Origin of the sequence: Mycobacterium sp., from assembly GCF_965277065.1 — a bacterium.
In the GTDB taxonomy this organism is placed as follows: Bacteria; Actinomycetota; Actinomycetes; order Mycobacteriales; family Mycobacteriaceae; genus Mycobacterium.
The window spans coordinates 228,206-243,330 of record NZ_CBDIBT010000018.1 but is presented as its reverse complement, the minus strand read 5'-3'; the positions used below and the strand labels follow the sequence as shown (position 1 = coordinate 243,330).

General features: G+C 65.9%; 14 protein-coding genes, 1 tRNA gene and 1 pseudogene. 9 read left to right on the top strand and 7 right to left on the bottom strand.

What is annotated here, in order from left to right; translation table 11 throughout:
* Positions 1-129: 129 nt before the first annotated feature.
* Genes ACQY5A_RS12655 through ACQY5A_RS12640 form a run of 4 tightly spaced genes read left to right on the top strand, consistent with a single transcriptional unit; the run spans position 130 to position 2,984 of the window.
* Positions 130-924 carry an ABC transporter permease gene (locus ACQY5A_RS12655; RefSeq protein ID WP_428340706.1) on the top strand — a complete coding sequence of 265 codons (795 nt, stop codon included), beginning with the start codon at positions 130-132 and terminating at the stop codon, positions 922-924.
* Positions 921-1,658: an ABC transporter ATP-binding protein gene (locus tag ACQY5A_RS12650; RefSeq protein ID WP_428340705.1), complete on the top strand. Its 738-nt coding sequence runs from the start codon at positions 921-923 to the stop codon at positions 1,656-1,658. Before ACQY5A_RS12655 ends, ACQY5A_RS12650 begins: the two co-directional genes overlap by 4 nt.
* Positions 1,659-1,690: 32 nt before the next feature.
* Positions 1,691-2,671, top strand: a complete 981-nt coding sequence (locus ACQY5A_RS12645) for an ABC transporter substrate-binding protein (RefSeq protein WP_428340704.1) — start codon at positions 1,691-1,693, stop codon at positions 2,669-2,671.
* Between the two features lie 19 nt (positions 2,672-2,690).
* Entirely contained in the window at positions 2,691-2,984 is a 294-nt protein-coding gene (locus ACQY5A_RS12640) for a putative quinol monooxygenase (RefSeq protein WP_428340703.1), read from the top strand.
* On the opposite strand, the gene ACQY5A_RS12635 is transcribed toward ACQY5A_RS12640, so the two are convergent.
* Complete coding sequence (locus ACQY5A_RS12635; RefSeq protein WP_428340702.1) at positions 2,981-3,970, bottom strand: LLM class F420-dependent oxidoreductase; 990 nt, start codon at positions 3,968-3,970, stop codon at positions 2,981-2,983. The genes ACQY5A_RS12640 and ACQY5A_RS12635 overlap by 4 nt on opposite strands.
* 46 nt (positions 3,971-4,016) lie before the next feature.
* Here ACQY5A_RS12635 and ACQY5A_RS12630 point away from each other — a divergent pair, with 46 nt between their 5' ends.
* Positions 4,017-4,877: an LLM class F420-dependent oxidoreductase gene (locus tag ACQY5A_RS12630; protein WP_428340701.1), complete on the top strand. Its 861-nt coding sequence runs from the start codon at positions 4,017-4,019 to the stop codon at positions 4,875-4,877.
* Between the two features lie 72 nt (positions 4,878-4,949).
* Complete coding sequence (locus ACQY5A_RS12625) at positions 4,950-5,537, top strand: class I SAM-dependent methyltransferase (RefSeq protein ID WP_428340700.1); 588 nt, start codon at positions 4,950-4,952, stop codon at positions 5,535-5,537.
* A 36-nt stretch (positions 5,538-5,573) separates the two neighbouring features.
* On the opposite strand, the gene ACQY5A_RS12620 is transcribed toward ACQY5A_RS12625, so the two are convergent.
* Both ACQY5A_RS12620 and ACQY5A_RS12615 read right to left on the bottom strand, forming a co-directional pair.
* Positions 5,574-7,727 carry a 3-hydroxyacyl-CoA dehydrogenase NAD-binding domain-containing protein gene (locus ACQY5A_RS12620; protein WP_428340699.1) on the bottom strand — a complete coding sequence of 718 codons (2,154 nt, stop codon included), beginning with the start codon at positions 7,725-7,727 and terminating at the stop codon, positions 5,574-5,576.
* Between the two features lie 4 nt (positions 7,728-7,731).
* Positions 7,732-8,944, bottom strand: a pseudogene (locus ACQY5A_RS12615) (acetyl-CoA C-acetyltransferase).
* Between the two features lie 205 nt (positions 8,945-9,149).
* Here ACQY5A_RS12615 and ACQY5A_RS12610 point away from each other — a divergent pair.
* Positions 9,150-10,319: a pyridoxal phosphate-dependent aminotransferase gene (locus ACQY5A_RS12610; protein ID WP_428340698.1), complete on the top strand. Its 1,170-nt coding sequence runs from the start codon at positions 9,150-9,152 to the stop codon at positions 10,317-10,319.
* Here the strand turns inward: ACQY5A_RS12610 and ACQY5A_RS12605 are convergent.
* Positions 10,291-10,740 carry an SRPBCC family protein gene (locus tag ACQY5A_RS12605; RefSeq protein ID WP_428340697.1) on the bottom strand — a complete coding sequence of 150 codons (450 nt, stop codon included), beginning with the start codon at positions 10,738-10,740 and terminating at the stop codon, positions 10,291-10,293. The genes ACQY5A_RS12610 and ACQY5A_RS12605 overlap by 29 nt on opposite strands.
* Before the next feature lie 50 nt (positions 10,741-10,790).
* Between ACQY5A_RS12605 and ACQY5A_RS12600 the strand changes: the two genes are divergently transcribed.
* The gene (locus ACQY5A_RS12600) at positions 10,791-12,224 is read left to right on the top strand and encodes a wax ester/triacylglycerol synthase family O-acyltransferase (RefSeq protein WP_428340696.1); all 1,434 of its coding nucleotides are present in this window, start codon (positions 10,791-10,793) and stop codon (positions 12,222-12,224) included.
* A gap of 15 nt (positions 12,225-12,239) precedes the next feature.
* On the opposite strand, the gene ACQY5A_RS12595 is transcribed toward ACQY5A_RS12600, so the two are convergent.
* The 3 genes from ACQY5A_RS12595 to ACQY5A_RS12585 form a co-directional block, all read right to left on the bottom strand.
* Positions 12,240-12,310 (bottom strand) — tRNA-Cys (locus ACQY5A_RS12595).
* A 60-nt stretch (positions 12,311-12,370) separates the two neighbouring features.
* Positions 12,371-12,826: an SRPBCC family protein gene (locus ACQY5A_RS12590; protein WP_428340695.1), complete on the bottom strand. Its 456-nt coding sequence runs from the start codon at positions 12,824-12,826 to the stop codon at positions 12,371-12,373.
* A gap of 118 nt (positions 12,827-12,944) precedes the next feature.
* A complete protein-coding gene (locus ACQY5A_RS12585; RefSeq protein WP_428340694.1) occupies positions 12,945-13,388 on the bottom strand; it encodes an SRPBCC family protein in 444 nt (147 codons plus the stop codon).
* 68 nt (positions 13,389-13,456) lie between these two features.
* Here ACQY5A_RS12585 and ACQY5A_RS12580 point away from each other — a divergent pair, with 68 nt between their 5' ends.
* Positions 13,457-15,121, top strand: a complete 1,665-nt coding sequence (locus ACQY5A_RS12580) for an alpha-keto acid decarboxylase family protein (RefSeq protein WP_428340693.1) — start codon at positions 13,457-13,459, stop codon at positions 15,119-15,121.
* Positions 15,122-15,125 lie beyond the last annotated feature (4 nt).

Here is a 15,125-nt window from a genome sequence, read left to right as displayed (position 1 = left end):
ACAACAGCATTCCGCAAAAGCGGAAACCGCATTCTCATATTTGCTCGCGATCGTCAGTCAGCCGTCGTTTTCCCTTCACCTGGAGTCAAACCCTTCAGTCCGGTCACCCGGTCTGCCACCGTCGGCGCAATGACCGTCACCGACGCGATGGCGCCGGCTGTCACCAATGTCTGGGACACCCATCGATGGAGCATTCTGCGGTGGTCGTCACCGGTTGCGCTGCTGGTGCTGTGGCAATTGCTCAGTGCCACCGGGCTCATCCCCGGCGATGTGCTGCCGGCGCCGCAGCTGATTTTCGACGCCGGCTGGCAGCTGACCCAGAACGGGAAGCTGATCGAAGCCCTGAAGGTGTCCGGGCTGCGTGTCGTCGAAGGCCTGCTGCTTGGTGGTGTCACCGGGGTCGCCCTGGGCATCGCGGTCGGGCTCTCGCCGTGGATCGAGGCCACCGTCGACCCACCGCTTCAGATGCTGCGCGCGCTGCCGCATCTGGGGTTGATTCCGCTGTTCATCCTCTGGTTCGGCATCGGTGAGTTGGCCAAGGTCAACCTCGTCGCGCTCGGGGTCGCCTTCCCGCTATACCTCAATACCTTCTCCGCCATCCGGCAGGTCGACCCCAAACTTCTGGAAACCGCTGACATTCTTGGCTTTTCGCTCCTACAACGACTCCGTATCATCCTGCTGCCGAGCGCAGCCCCGCAGGTGCTGGTCGGGCTTCGGCAGTCGTTGGCGATCGCTTGGCTGACGCTGATCGTGGCCGAACAGATCAACGCCGACAAGGGCATCGGCTACTTGATCAACAACGCGCGCGACTTCCTGCGTATCGACATCATCATCTTCTGCCTGGCCGTCTACGCGCTGCTGGGCATCATCACCGACGCAGTTGTCCGGACCCTGGAACATCGAGCCCTGAGGTATCGCACATGACCGTGACGTCGCAGCGGCAGACCACCGTTGTCGGCAGACTTAGCAACGTCAATAAGTTCTACGGCGGTAAGCGCATCCTCGACGACATCACCCTGGAGATCCGGGCCGGCGAAATCGTCGCGCTGGTCGGGCGCAGCGGATGCGGCAAGTCGACCGTATTACGGCTGCTGGCAGGGCTTTCCGACGATCACGCTGGCCAGCGTGAGGTCAGCGGCGCGCCAGCGGTCGCGTTTCAGGAACCGCGACTGTTTCCCTGGCGCGACGTGCTGACCAATGTGCTGTACGGACTCAATCGCACCGCCCTGTCACGCGATGCGGCCCGGGCACGCGGCGAGCGGGCACTGGCCGAGATCGGCCTCAGCGAACACGCCCAGGCATGGCCGCTGACGTTGTCCGGCGGTCAGGCGCAACGGGTTTCGCTGGCGCGGGCTCTGGTGGCCGAACCTCAGCTGTTGCTGCTCGACGAACCGTTCGGCGCGCTGGACGCGCTCACCCGGCTGTCGATGCGTGCGTTGCTGCTCGACCTCTGGCGCGACCACGGATTCGGCGTCCTGCTGGTCACCCATGACGTGGATGAGGCGGTCGAGCTGGCCGACCGGGTGCTGGTGCTCGAGGAGGGCCGGGTCGCACACTCCCTCTCCATCGAATCACCGCGTCCCACTGCGTCAGAGCGCACTGCCCGGCACGATGAATACCGCTCCGAGCTGCTCGACAAGCTCGGCGTTCGACATTGATCACCAAGCGGCGCTTCGTGTTTCATGTCGGCGTGGTGCTGGTCCTGCTCGGCGCCGCCACCGGCTGTGTGTCGCGCGAGCTGGGACCGCAACGCCTCGTGGTGCCGGCGGAAGTCCCGGTATCAGGCCTGTCCGGGGTGACGCTGCGGGTCGGCGACCAGAAGGGCGGCACCCGAGCGCTGCTGCAGGCGGCCAACGCCTTGGACAACCTGCCGTATCGCATCGACTTCTCGACCTTCACCTCCGGACCGCCGCAGATCGAAGCGTTGAACGCGGGCCGGATCGACTTCGCCATCACCGGAAACACGCCGCCGGTGTTCGGTGCGGCGGCCAATTCGAAGACCCGGGTCGTCTCGGTCTGGGATGGCGCACAGACCGGTGAGCAGATCCTGGTGCGCACCAACTCGTCGATTGCTACCGTCCACGATCTGCGCGGCAAGACGATCCTGGTGGCCAAGGGCAGCGCCGCGCACGCCAACGTGCTCGAGCATCTCGCCGACGCCGGCCTCGAGCCCAAAGACGTCAAACTGGTGTTCCTGCAGCCCGCCGACGCGCTGTCGGCCTTTGCCAACGGGCAAGGTGACGCCTGGGTGATCTGGGATCCCTATACGGCGCAGGCCAATCTGACGCTGAAGGTGCGCAGCATCGGATCGGCCGAAAACGGTTACCAATTCGGCAGCGCTTCGGCGAAGGCGCTGACGGATCCGCAGCGTAACGCCGCGCTGTCCGACTTGCTGGTCCGCTACCAGCGAGCTGCGCAGTGGGCGCGCGACAATCCCGAGCTGTGGGCCGAGAAGTACTCCGCCGCCGTGGGTTTGAGCCTCAAGATCTCCGCGCTCGCCCAGAGTAGACTCCGGCGGCTGACGGTCCCGCTCGATGACAAGGTGGTGGCATCCGAGCAACGCCTCGCTGACTTGTTCGCGTCCGCGGACCAAATTCCGGAGGCGCCCGACTTCGTCAAATGGGTCGACCGTAGGTTCAACGGTGTGCTTGGAGGCAGCAGCACGAAGTGACGACCACAAGGAGATGACGATGACGGTCACGGTGACACTTGAGCTCCGGTTCAAGCCCGAGGAGGTCGCCGCAGGGCGTGAGCTGATGGGCCGCGTGCTGCAAGTCACGCGGGCCTTCGACGGCAATGTGCGAACCGACACGCTCGTCGACGCGGACGACGAGGCGCATTGGCTGATCTACGAAATCTGGGAGAGCGTCGAGGCCGACGACGCCTACCGCGCGTTTCGCGCCGGTGAAGGCAAGGTGACGCAGCTGCCGCCCCTGCTGGCCGCTCCCCCGGTGAAGATCCGCTACGTCACCAGCGACATCTAACTCAGCGCCGGGATCACTTGGCGCTCAAACAATTCGATCCCCGAGCGGTCGTATGCGGCCTCGGGGAAGTAGCAGATCACGTACTCGCAGCCGAGGTCGCGCAGCTTCTGCAGCCGTTCGAAGACCTGCTCCGGGGTGCCGGTGGCCGAGTCGGGTCCGCTGGTGCCACCGATCATCGCGTCGGCAGCCGACTCCGGGACGTAGCCAACCAGGCGGTCGCGGACGCGCTGTAGGCGGTCTTTGAAGCCCTTGTCGTCCGCGTCGACGATGGCGTTGACGTTGACCGACCGCACAATCGCGTCGAAGTCGGTGCCCACGTCGCGGCAGTGGCCGGCGAGCACTTCGGACTTGTGCGCGAAGCCGTCCGGCTCGCCGGTGAAATTGGTGTACTGCGCGTACTTCGCGGCGATACGCAGGGTCTTCTGCTCGCCGCCGCCGGCAATCCACAGCGGAATCCCGTTGTCCTGCAACGGCTTGGGTGCGACGATCGCGCCGTCGACCTGATAGTGCTTGCCGTCGAAGCTGACCTTTCCCTCCCGCCAGGCGTGGCGCATGATCTGGACGCCTTCGTCGAGGCGTCCCAACCGCACGCCCGCAGACGGGAAGCCGTATCCGTAGGCCCGCCACTCGTGCTCGTACCAGCCGCCACCGATGCCCATCTGCACCCGACCCCCGGAGATGATGTCCGTCGTCGCAGCGACTTTGGCGAGGTAGGCAGGATTTCGATAGCTCATCGCGGTGCACATCTGGCCGAGCTTGATCCGCGATGTGGTCGCCGCGTAGGCCGACATCAGCGACCACGCCTCGTGGGTGGCTTCGCCTGTGGGCATCGGCACAGTGTGGAAGTGGTCGTACACCCACACCGAATCCCAGGCACTGTTGTCGGCGTAGGCAGCCAGGTCGCGCATCACCCCCCACTGCTTATCGACGTCGATGCCGACCAGATCCAGTCGCCAGCCCTGCGGGATGAAGAATCCAAAACGCATACCCCGGACTTTAGACCGGCCTGCGCGTGCGCCGTAAGCTGGCCGGATGGACCTCACCGGTATCGGGATCTGGAGTAGCCAACTCCGCTATGGCAATGCCGCCGAATCCGCCGATGCAGCAGCGGAATTGGATGAGCTGGGCTTCCGGGCACTCTGGATACCCGACGTCGGCGGGCAGGTCTTCGACGCGGTGGGCAACCTGCTGGCGGCGACCAAGCAGACCACTATTGCCACCGGGATCCTGAACCTGTGGATGCATACAGCGGGTGACGTCGCGGAAAGCTTCGCCGCACTGACCGCTGAACACGGCGACCGCTTCCTGCTGGGAATCGGCGTCAGCCACGCGCCGCTGATCGACGCAGGCGAGCCGGGGCGCTACCGCAAACCGATGGCGGCGACCGCAGCGTTCCTGGACGAGTTGGACGCGACCCCGCAGCCGGTTCCCGTACAGCGGCGGGTGCTGGCCGCCCTCGGCCCGAAGATGCTGTCGCTGTCCGCGCGCCGCAGTGCCGGGGCCCACCCGTACCTGGTCACCCCCGACCACACCGCTTCGGCCCGCGCGATTTTGGGCGACGGGCCGCTGCTGTTACCCGAGCAGACGGTGATTCTCACCAACAGCGCCGACGAGGCGCGCGCCATCGGGATCGATTGGCTGCGTTCGTATTTGGCGCTGCCGAACTACGCCAACAACCTGCTGCGCTCCGGTTTCTCCGAGGATGACCTGAGCCAGGTGAGCGAGCGCCTGTTCAACGCGATCATCGCGTGGGGCGACGAGGACGCCATCCTGCGCAGGGTCTCCGAGCATCGTTCGGCCGGGGCCAATCACGTCTGCATTCAGGTGCTGCTGAGCGACCCGCAGGGCTATCCCCGCGAGCAGTGGCGACGGATCGCCGCGGCCCTGAAATAGCGAGCCCCCGGGCATCTCGAGTACCACTTCCCCGCAGATAGTGGCGGGTGGGATCAGGAATACCGTGAAGGGATGTCTTCGAAGCACACCCTGTTCAAGATGTTCTACCGATTCGGCTTCACGCCGTGGGACGGCCACCCGATCGCGCAAAACCTACAGGACCTGGTCGAAGCTTTGCCTGCAGGCAATGCTCTCGATCTCGGCTGCGGCACCGGCGACTCGTCGATTTACCTGGCGCAGCACGGCTGGACGGTCACCGGTGTCGACTATGTGCCAGCCGCTCTCGAGAAGGCCCGGGCCAAAGTCGGCGCGACCGAGGCGCAGGTCGACTTCGTCCGCGCCGACGTCACAAAGCTGAGCCGGGAGGGCCTGGGCAAAAACTTCAATCTCGTCGTCGACAACGGTTGCCTGCACAACATGAGCGACGGCGATCGCGACGCTTACGTCCGCGAGGTCAGCGCCGTGGCCGCGCCGGACGCGCGGCTGTTGATCGTCGCGTTCCTGCCCGGCGGACGGTTCGGCGTGCGCGGGGTCCAGCCCGTCGAGATGCAACGACGATTCGCGAATGAATGGACGCTGCTGTCCACCGGAGCCGAGCGGCAGCTCGACGAAGCGCAGACGCCGGCGAGGTTCTACCTCTATCAACGCCAAAACCCCTGAAGCTGTTGAGCGTCAGGGGTTTCGACGTCGTCTGGCTTAGGTCAACGAGGCCGGCGGCAGGAACCGGTCGCCGTAACGCTGGGCCAGCTCCTTGGCGCGCGCCACGAAGGCTTCCTTGCCGGTGCCCAGGGCACCCTGGTAGCCGACGATGAACTGCGCCGAGCCACCGGTGTACGGCGGGAAGCCGATGCCCATGATCGAGCCGATGTTGGCGTCGGCGGTCGACGTGAGAACGCCTTCGTCCAGGCACTTCTGAGTTTCCAGCGCCTCGGCGAACAGCATGCGGTCGACCATGTCCTGCAGCGGCAGCTCGGTCGAACCGGACTTGAACGTCTCGCGCAGGCCCGGCCACAGCCGGGTGCGCTTGCCGTCGGTGTACTCGTAGAAACCGGCACCTTTCAACCGTGACGGACGCTCGAGCTCGATCATCTTCTCGACGACGGCCTCGGCCGGGTGCGGAACATAGACGGCATCCACATCTTCCACCGCCTTACGGCTAGCAGCAGCGATCTTGTGCATCAGCTCCAGGTTGAGCTCGTCAGACAGCTGCAGCGGCGGCGCCGGGTAGCCGGCCTGTGAACCGGCGTGCTCGACACTGGCGGGCTCGACGCCCTCGCCCAGCATCGCCAGCGCCTCGTTCACGAAGGTGCCGATGACGCGACTGGTGAAGAAGCCGCGGCTGTCGTTGACCACGATCGGGGTTTTTCCGATGGCCAGCGTGTAGTCGAACACCCGGGCCAGCGCTTCGTCAGAAGTTTTCTCGCCCTTGATGATTTCGACCAGCGGCATCTTGTCGACCGGCGAGAAGAAGTGGATCCCGATGAAGTCCTCCTGGCGCTTCACACCGGTCGCCAGACCGGTGATCGGCAGCGTCGAGGTGTTCGACCCGAGCAGCGCGTTCGGCTCGACGACGTCCTCGATCTCGCCGAACACCTTGTGCTTCAGCTCCTGGTTCTCGAAGACGGCCTCGACCACGAAGTCGACGCCCTTGAGGTCGGCCGGATCCGCGGCCGGAGTGATCCGGTCCAGGACTTCACTGGATTTTTCCGGGGTGGTCTTGCCACGCTGAAGTGCTTTGGCCTCAAGCTTTTCCGCGTAGCCCTTACCCTTCTGGGCAGCCTCGATGCTGACGTCCTTGAGCACCACCTCGTATCCGGCCTTGGCCGAGACGTAGGCGATGCCGGCGCCCATCATGCCCGCGCCCAGCACGCCGATCTTGTGGATCTTGACCGGCTCGATGCCGTCGGGACGCGATCCACCGCCGTTGATGTGCTGCAGGTCGAGGAAGAACGCCTGAATCATGTTCTTGGCGACCTGGCCCGTGACGAGCTGGGTGAAGTAGCGGCTCTCGATGCGGCTGGCGGTGTCGAAATCCACCTGGGCACCCTCGACGGCCGCGTCCAGGATGGCCCGCGGCGCGGGCATCGGCGCACCCTTGAGCTGCTTCTTCAGCAGCGCCGGGAACGACGGCAGGATGCCGGCCAGCGCGGGGCTGGACGGGGTGCCGCCGGGCATCTTGTAGCCCTTCTTGTCCCACGGCTGGGTGTACAAGTCGGGGTTGTCCTTGGCCTCGTTGATCCAGGCCTTAGCCCTCGGCACCAGCTCGTCCACCGTGCCGACCAGCTCGTCGACCAGGCCGGTCTCCTTGGCCTTGTCGGCCTTGAACCGGGTGCCCTGGGACAGGATGTTCATGAACGCGTTCTGGATGCCGAACATCCGCACGGTGCGGGTCACCCCGCCGCCGCCGGGCAGCAGGCCCAGCGTCACCTCGGGAAAGCCGACTACGAGCCCCTTGATGTCCGCCGCGATGCGATGGTGACAGGCCAGCGCGATCTCCAGGCCACCGCCGAGTGCGGCGCCGTTGATGGCGGCCACCACCGGCTTGCCGAGGGTTTCCAGCGCCCGCAGGTCGCGCTTGACGCCTTCGACCATGTCGAACGCCTCCCCGGCGTCCTCCGGGCCGAGCTTGATCATGCCTTTGAGGTCACCGCCGGCGAAGAAAGTCTTCTTCGCGCTGGTGATCACCACGCCGGTGACCGAATCCTTATCGGCCACAAGACGTGTCACCGCGTTGTGCATCGACTCCGCGTAGTGCTCGTTCATCACGTTGGCCGACCCGGTGGGGTCGTCAAGCGTCAGCGTGACGATGCCGTCGGCATCCTTATCCCACTGAATGGTGTTCTCTGCCATGGTCTTAAACCCTTTCAATGATGGTGGCGACACCCATGCCGCCGCCGATGCACAGCGTGACGAGCGCGCGACGGGCGTTGCGGCGCTCGAGCTCGTCGACCATGGTTCCGGCGATCATCGCACCGGTGGCACCCAGCGGGTGTCCCATCGCGATGGCGCCGCCGTTGACGTTGAGCTTCTCGTCCGGGATGTTCAGGTCCTTCTGGAACTTCAGCACGACGGAGGCGAAGGCCTCGTTCAGCTCGAACAGGTCGATGTCGTCGACCGTCAGGCCGGCGCGGTCCAGCACCTTCTTGGTGGCCGGGGTCGGCCCGGTGAGCATGATGACCGGGTCGGAGCCGCTGGTGGCGGTGGCCACAATGCGCGCCCGCGGGGTCATATTGGCCGCGGACCCCTACCTTTTCGCTACCGACCAGCACCAGGGCGGCGCCGTCGACGATCCCGGAGCTGTTGCCGCCGGTGTGGACGTGGTTGATCTTCTCGACAGCGTGGTACTTGGTCAGCGCCACGTCGTCGAAACCGCCCATCTCGCCGATCCCGTCGAATGCGGTCTTCAGCTTGCCCAGACCTTCCAGGTCGCTGTCGGGCCGCATGTGCTCGTCGTGGTCGAGGATGAGCAGACCGTTCTGGTCGCGAACCGGCACAACCGACTTCGCGAAGTAGCCGCCGGACCATGCCGCGGCCGCCTTCTCTTGCGAGCGCAGCGCGTAGCGGTCGACGTCCTCGCGGGAGAAGCCCTCGATGGTGGCGATCAGGTCGGCGCCGATGCCCTGCGGCACGAAGCCGATCCGGTAGTTGGTCTCCGGGTCGGTCGCCCAGGCGCCGCCGTCGGAACCCATCGGGACACGGCTCATCGATTCGACGCCACCGGCCAGCACCAGGTCGTCCCAGCCCGAGCGCACCTTCTGCGCGGCGGTGTTGACGGCCTCCAGGCCGGACGCGCAGAACCGGTTGAGCTGCACGCCACCGGTGGTCTCGGGCAGCCCGGCGGCCAGCACTGCGGTGCGGGCGATGTCGCCGCCTTGGTCGCCGACCGGCGACACCACGCCGAGGATCAGGTCGCTGATCAGGGTCTCATCCAGGTCGGGGAAGCGCCGGCGCAGCTCGTCGACCAAGCCGACGACCAGGTCGAGGGGCTTGACCTCGTTGAGCGAGCCGTTGCGCTGTTTGCCGCGCGGCGTGCGGATGGCCTCGTAGATGAAAGCTTCTTCGGACATGACTGATTCCTCTTCACAATGTGGGGTCTGGGGGTCCGTCGTTGCCGACGCTAGTCCTCTAGCGGCCACCCTAACAAAGTGCCCGGCCAACTCGTTGGTTGGGAGGACCGGTCGCGGCCGAACGTGAAGCCAGACGAACACTCGGCGCCCAGCGTGAAGCTGGCCGCACGCTCGCGGCCAGCGCGGCGGCATAAGCTCGACGGCCATGACGGTGTCGCGACTGCAACCGTATGCAAGCACGGTGTTTGCCGAAATGTCAGCGCTGGCGGCACGCGTCGGCGCGGTGAACCTGGGCCAGGGCTTTCCCGACGAGGACGGGCCGGCGGCCATGCTCGAGGCCGCCCAGGACGCCATCGCCGACGGCGTCAACCAGTACCCACCGGGGATCGGCATCCCCGCGCTGCGGGAGGCGGTCGCCGCTCAACGCACGAGGAAGTACGGCGTCGACTACGACCCGGCAACTGAAGTACTGGTCACCGTCGGAGCCACCGAGGCCATCGCCGCGGCGGTGTTCGGACTGGTCGAGCCCGGCTCCGAGGTGATTTTGATCCAGCCGTTCTACGACTCGTATTCGCCGGTGGTGGCGATGGCGGGCGCCCGGCGGGTTGTGGTCCCGCTGGTGCCGGACGGCCGCGGCTTCGCGCTCGACATCGACGCGCTGCGGCGCGCGGTGACGCCGCGCACTCGGGCGCTGATGCTCAACTCGCCGCACAACCCCACCGGCACCGTGTTGAGTGCGACCGAACTGGCGGCGATCGCCGAGATCGCGGTCGCGGCCGACCTGCTGGTCATCACCGACGAGGTCTACGAGCACCTCGTGTTCGACCGCCGTGAGCACCTCCCGCTTGCTGCATTCGACGGGATGGCCGAGCGCACCATCACAATCTCGAGCGCGGCCAAGATGTTCAACTGCACCGGCTGGAAGATCGGATGGGCCTGCGGGCCAGCGGAACTCATTCAGGGTGTGCGGGCGGCCAAACAGTATCTGAGCTACGTCGGGGGCGCCCCGTTTCAGCCGGCGGTCGCCGAGGCCCTCAACACCGAAGACGCCTGGGTGGAGGCGTTGCGAAAGTCTCTGCAGGGCAGGCGCGATCGGCTCAGTCGCGGGCTGACCGAGATCGGCTTCGACGTCCTCGACAGTGCGGGCACCTATTTTTTGTGCGCCGATCCGCGTCCGCTGGGCTACGACGACAGCACCGCTTTCTGCGCGGCACTACCCGAACAGGTCGGGGTGGCCGCGATCCCGATGACGGCATTCTGCGATCCCGCCGCCGAGGACTGGGCCGCGTGGAATCACTTGGTGCGGTTCACGTTCTGCAAGCGCGACGACACGCTCGACGAGGCGATCAGCCGGCTTGGGAGACTGCGGCTATGACCTTGCGCCGCAACCCCTCGGTCGCGGCGTAGAGGATCTTCCTGCGCGCCCGGTTGACCAGGAACTCCGGTATCGGCGCCGACGGCTCCAGGGTGATCTCGAATCGCACCCGCGTCCGGTCTTCGGATTCGCGGTGCATCGTGTACTCGACGTGCTGCGCGTGCTGCCGCAGAGTTTTGTGGGCATCCCACACCATCCAGTCCGGTCCCCAGTGATACTCGAGCACCTCGGTGTCGACGATGCCGGAGACCCTGATGGTGACCTTCACATGATGGGGCCGACCATCGGGATAGCAATCGATGACCTCGGCCCGCTTGTGCACCGAGGACCAGGTCGGCACGGAGCCGACGTCGGCCAGCGCCTCCAGAATCACCTCCGGCGGCGCATCGATGACAACCTCACGCGAAGCTTGTACGGCCACTACAAGCAAACTAGCAACGCAACCGCGATCGCGGAGCCTACTGTTGGGAAATGCAGCAACTGAGTTGGACCGACGACATGTTGCTGCGTGCGGAGACACCGGCGACACCGCAACAAATCCAGCTGCTGCTGATCTACGGCCCGTCGACCGCACCGGGCGGGAAGGTCACGTTCAAGGGGATCCTCGAGGAGCTCGACGCGCGGCTGCATCTGGCGGATGTCTTTCGCCGACGCCTGACCGAGACCCAGTTCGGACTCGATCGCCCATACTGGGTGGACGATCCTAGCTTCGACCTCGAGTACCACGTCCGCCACATCGGCCTGCCGCAACCTGGCGACTGGCGGCAGCTGTGCATCCAGGTCGCGCGGCTGCACGGCCGGCAGATCGACCTGCGCCGCCCGCCGTGGGAGATCACCGTCATCGAGGGACTGAATGCCGTTCCGGGAGTGCCGAAGGGCTCCTTCGCGATGGCGCTGAAATTGCACCACTGCGCTGTCGACGGCATGGCCAGCGTCCAGATGATCGCGGCGATGCACGACCTCGCCCCGGACAGCCCGCGACCCCCGGCGCCCGACCCACCGTGGCGCGCCGCCCCTTTGCCGTCGACCGCAGAGTTGCTGTCGCGCACGGCAATCAAGGCAGCGCTGTACCCGATGCGAGCCGGCACGGTGCTCGCCTCCAGCGCCCCGAAGGCTTTGCTTGGGTTAGCCGGACTGCCGGGCAAGCTGATCAACAGAGTGTCCAGGATCCCCGAGCTCGGCACGCCGTCGTTTCCACCCAAGACACGTTTCAACCAAACGGTGTCACCGCACCGGGTTTTCGAGGCCCGGTTCCACGACCTCGACGACTTCAAGCGGATCAAGGCGCGCGTGCCCGGCGCGACGGTCAACGACGTGGCGCTCGCCTATGTCGGCGGCGCCCTGCGCCACTACCTGGACGGCCACGGTGAACTTCCCGATGAGTCGCTGGTCGCGGCATGCCCGATGTCACTGCGGGGGGCCGACGACACCACCGCCCAAGGCAACGCGTTGTTCGGCCGGTTGCAATCGCTGGGCACCGACATCACCGACCCGCTGGTCCGGCTCGCCACGATCGCCGAGTCGACGGCGGGCAGCCGGTCGGAATCGAATCATGAAACGCGCACGCAGCTGATCGAGCTGATCGGGACGGTGCCGACCTCGCTGCTCGGGGTGGCGGCAAGGGCGGCGAGCGTGCTGCCGTTCTCCGGGCCCAACGTCGCCAACACGACCGTGACCAACGTGCCGGGGCCGCCCGTGCCGATCTATTTCCGCGGGGCTCAACTGCTGCGCGCCGCCGGTCTCGGACCGTTGATCGGCGGGATGAACCTGATCCACGTCGTCGCCAGCTACAACGGCATTTTGTCGATCAGCGCCACCGCGGACCGCGATGCCTTGCCCGACCCCGGGAACTACGCCGACTGCATGGAGCAGGCGTTCAAGGAATTGCTCTCGATAGCAAGCTGAGCGGTACTTCTGTAGAGCGAGTGACGGGACTCGAACCCGTGTATACGGCTTTGCAGGCCGCTGCCTAGCCGCTCAGCCACACCCGCACGAGGATCCACCATTGCGCATCGGCCGCCGGCGGGCCACCGTTTCGATCGACGCGATCGTTACTGCGGTTGTTCTGAGCCGAAAGCGGTCATCACCTGGTCGCGGAGCCCTTTGGTCGCGGCGTCGAGCACGATCTCGCTCGCCCGCCGGACGACGAAAGCCGGCACCGGTCCGGTGGGCTCGACGGTGATGTCGAAGCGCACCCGTGTGCGGTCGACGCCGACCGGCTGCAGGTTGTATTCGACGTGCTGCCCGCGCTGCTGGAAGGTGTCGCCGGCATCCCAGATCACCCAGTCGGGACCCCAGCGATATTCCAGGAGCTCGTTGTCGACGAGCCCGAAGATTTTGATGGTGGCCTTCACATGATGCGGCCGACCGTCGGAATACCAGTCCAGCACCTGGATCCGCTTGTGCACCGGCGACCAGGACGACAGCGAGCCGACGTCAGCCAACGCCTCCAGGATCACCCCCGGCGGCGCGTCGATGACAATCTCACGCGATGCACGTACGGCCACTACGACCAAGCTAGCAAGCCGACACCGTACGAGGTTGATTACCAGCCGATTTCGTCCGGCGGTGTTGCCTGCGGCATCGGCCCGACCGGCGCGGACGGTGTGCGGGAGGTTGAGTTTTCTACTTCTCTTCCTTCAGTTCCAGCACCCGATCGCGCAGACCCTTTGTCCCGGTGTCGATGGTTCCCTTGACAGCGCGCTTGATGACGAAGCCGGGCAGCGGCACCACCGGGTCGACGCTGAGTTCGAAGACGACCTTGGTCTTGTCGCCGTTCGGCGTCAGCGTGTAGGACGCGTCCTGCGCGCGCTGCTGCCCGGAGCTGACCAGCGTCCAGCTGACCTTGTTCGTGCTCCAGGTGTAGGCCACCACCTGCTCGTCGGTGATGCCCGCGACCTTCACCTTCATCTTCACTTTGAGGGGCCGACCGTCGGCGTCTGTTTCGAGAACCTCGGCGCTTTGATGCGGCGGCGACCACTCGGTGACCGAGTCAAAATCGCCGATCACGTCGAGGATTTCTTCCGGCGTCGCTTCGATCACTATTTCGCGGGTTTCGTTGATTGCCATGACCGGACGATAGCGAGGCATCCCCAACTGGACGGCGGTTTCGACGGCAGACGCGTAGCCTCGACGCCGTGAATGCTGCCGTTTCAGAGCCGCCATACACTGTCGGCGACTACCTACTGGACCGCCTGGCTGAGCTCGGCGTCACCGAAGTGTTCGGTGTGCCCGGCGACTACAACCTGGAATTCCTGGATCACATCGTCGCCCATTCGCAGCTGCGCTGGGTCGGCAACGCCAACGAGCTCAACGCCGGGTACGCCGCCGACGGATATGGCCGACTTCGCGGAATGTCAGCTGTGGTAACCACGTTCGGAGTCGGCGAGCTGTCAGCAGCCAACGCGATCGCGGGCAGTTACGCCGAGCACGTACCGGTGGTGCACATCGTCGGCGGGCCGTCGAAGGACGCCCAGGGCACTCGGCGGGCGCTGCACCACTCGCTGGGCGACGGCGACTTCGAGCACTTTCTGCGGGTGAGCCGGGAAATCACCTGTGCGCAAGCCAATCTCATGCCGGCCACCGCCACCAGGGAGATCGACCGGGTGCTTTCCGAGGTACGCGAGCAACGCCGACCCGGATACCTGTTGTTGTCCACCGACGTGGCGCGCTTCGAGACCGAGCCGCCGAGCGCGCCGCTGCCGCACTACACCGGCGGGACCAGCCCGCGGGCGCTCGCGTTATTCACCGCCGCCGCAGCCGAACTCATCGGCGACCAGCAGTTGACCGTGCTGGCCGACCTGCTGGTCCACCGGCTCAATGCCGTCGACAAGCTCGAGGCACTGTTGGCGGCCGACGTCGTGCCGCATGCGACGCTGATGTGGGGCAAGAGTCTGGTCGACGAGAGCGCCCCGGAATTCCTGGGTATCTATGCCGGCTCCGCCAGCGCGGAACCGGTGCGCCGGGCGATCGAGGATTCCCCGGTGCTCGTGACAGCGGGCGTGGTCTTCACCGACATGGTCAGTGGCTTTTTCAGCCAGCGCATCGACCCGGGAAAGACCATCGACGTCGGCGTCCAGCAGAGCACCGTCGGGACCGCGGTGTTCGCACCGTTGGAGATGGGAGCAGCGCTCGATGCGCTCACCGCAATCCTCACCGAGCGTGGCATCCGCTCGGCCACTGTCGTGTCGGACTCCGACACGGTGTCCCCCGACCGGCCCGGCCGCGATGAGCTGTTGAACCAGAACGTGTTGTGGGACCGATTCTGCGAGGCACTCACTCTCGGCAACATCGTCTTGGCGGATCAGGGGACCTCGTTCTACGGCATGGCCACGCACCGGCTTCCGCAGGGTGTCACGTTCATCGGTCAACCACTGTGGGGCTCAATCGGATACACGCTGCCGGCCACCCTCGGCGCGGGACTGGCGGAGCGCCACCGCCGGCCTGTCCTGCTGATTGGCGACGGCGCGGCCCAGCTGACGGTGCAGGAGCTGGGCGCCTTCTCGCGCGAAGGCCTGGCACCGGTCGTGGTGGTGGTCAACAACGATGGCTACACCATCGAGCGGATGATTCACGGAAAGGCCGCGCCCTACAACGACATCGTGCGATGGAGCTGGGCCGACATCCCCACCGCGCTTGGCGTGACCGAGCATCTGTTCTTCCGCGCCGAGACCTACGGCGAACTCGACGATGCGTTCGTCGCCGCGGCCGAACACCAGGACCAGATGGTGCTGATCGAGGCGGTGGTGCCGCGGCTGGACATTCCGGATCTGTTGACCAATCTGGTCGCCGACCTCGGCTGAACGC

Excerpts from the sequence above, each read along its gene's own strand:
- ACQY5A_RS12635 (WP_428340702.1), bottom strand. The coding sequence starts at position 3,970 with ATGCGTTTTGGATTCTTCATCCCGCAGGGCTGGCGACTGGATCTGGTC.
- ACQY5A_RS12600 (WP_428340696.1), top strand. The coding sequence starts at position 10,791 with ATGCAGCAACTGAGTTGGACCGACGACATGTTGCTGCGTGCGGAGACA.
- ACQY5A_RS12640 (WP_428340703.1), top strand. The coding sequence starts at position 2,691 with ATGACGGTCACGGTGACACTTGAGCTCCGGTTCAAGCCCGAGGAGGTC.
- ACQY5A_RS12650 (WP_428340705.1), top strand. The coding sequence starts at position 921 with ATGACCGTGACGTCGCAGCGGCAGACCACCGTTGTCGGCAGACTTAGC.
- ACQY5A_RS12655 (WP_428340706.1), top strand. The coding sequence starts at position 130 with ATGACCGTCACCGACGCGATGGCGCCGGCTGTCACCAATGTCTGGGAC.
- ACQY5A_RS12585 (WP_428340694.1), bottom strand. The coding sequence starts at position 13,388 with ATGGCAATCAACGAAACCCGCGAAATAGTGATCGAAGCGACGCCGGAA.
- ACQY5A_RS12610 (WP_428340698.1), top strand. The coding sequence starts at position 9,150 with ATGACGGTGTCGCGACTGCAACCGTATGCAAGCACGGTGTTTGCCGAA.
- ACQY5A_RS12625 (WP_428340700.1), top strand. The coding sequence starts at position 4,950 with ATGTCTTCGAAGCACACCCTGTTCAAGATGTTCTACCGATTCGGCTTC.
- ACQY5A_RS12620 (WP_428340699.1), bottom strand. The coding sequence starts at position 7,727 with ATGGCAGAGAACACCATTCAGTGGGATAAGGATGCCGACGGCATCGTC.
- ACQY5A_RS12630 (WP_428340701.1), top strand. The coding sequence starts at position 4,017 with ATGGACCTCACCGGTATCGGGATCTGGAGTAGCCAACTCCGCTATGGC.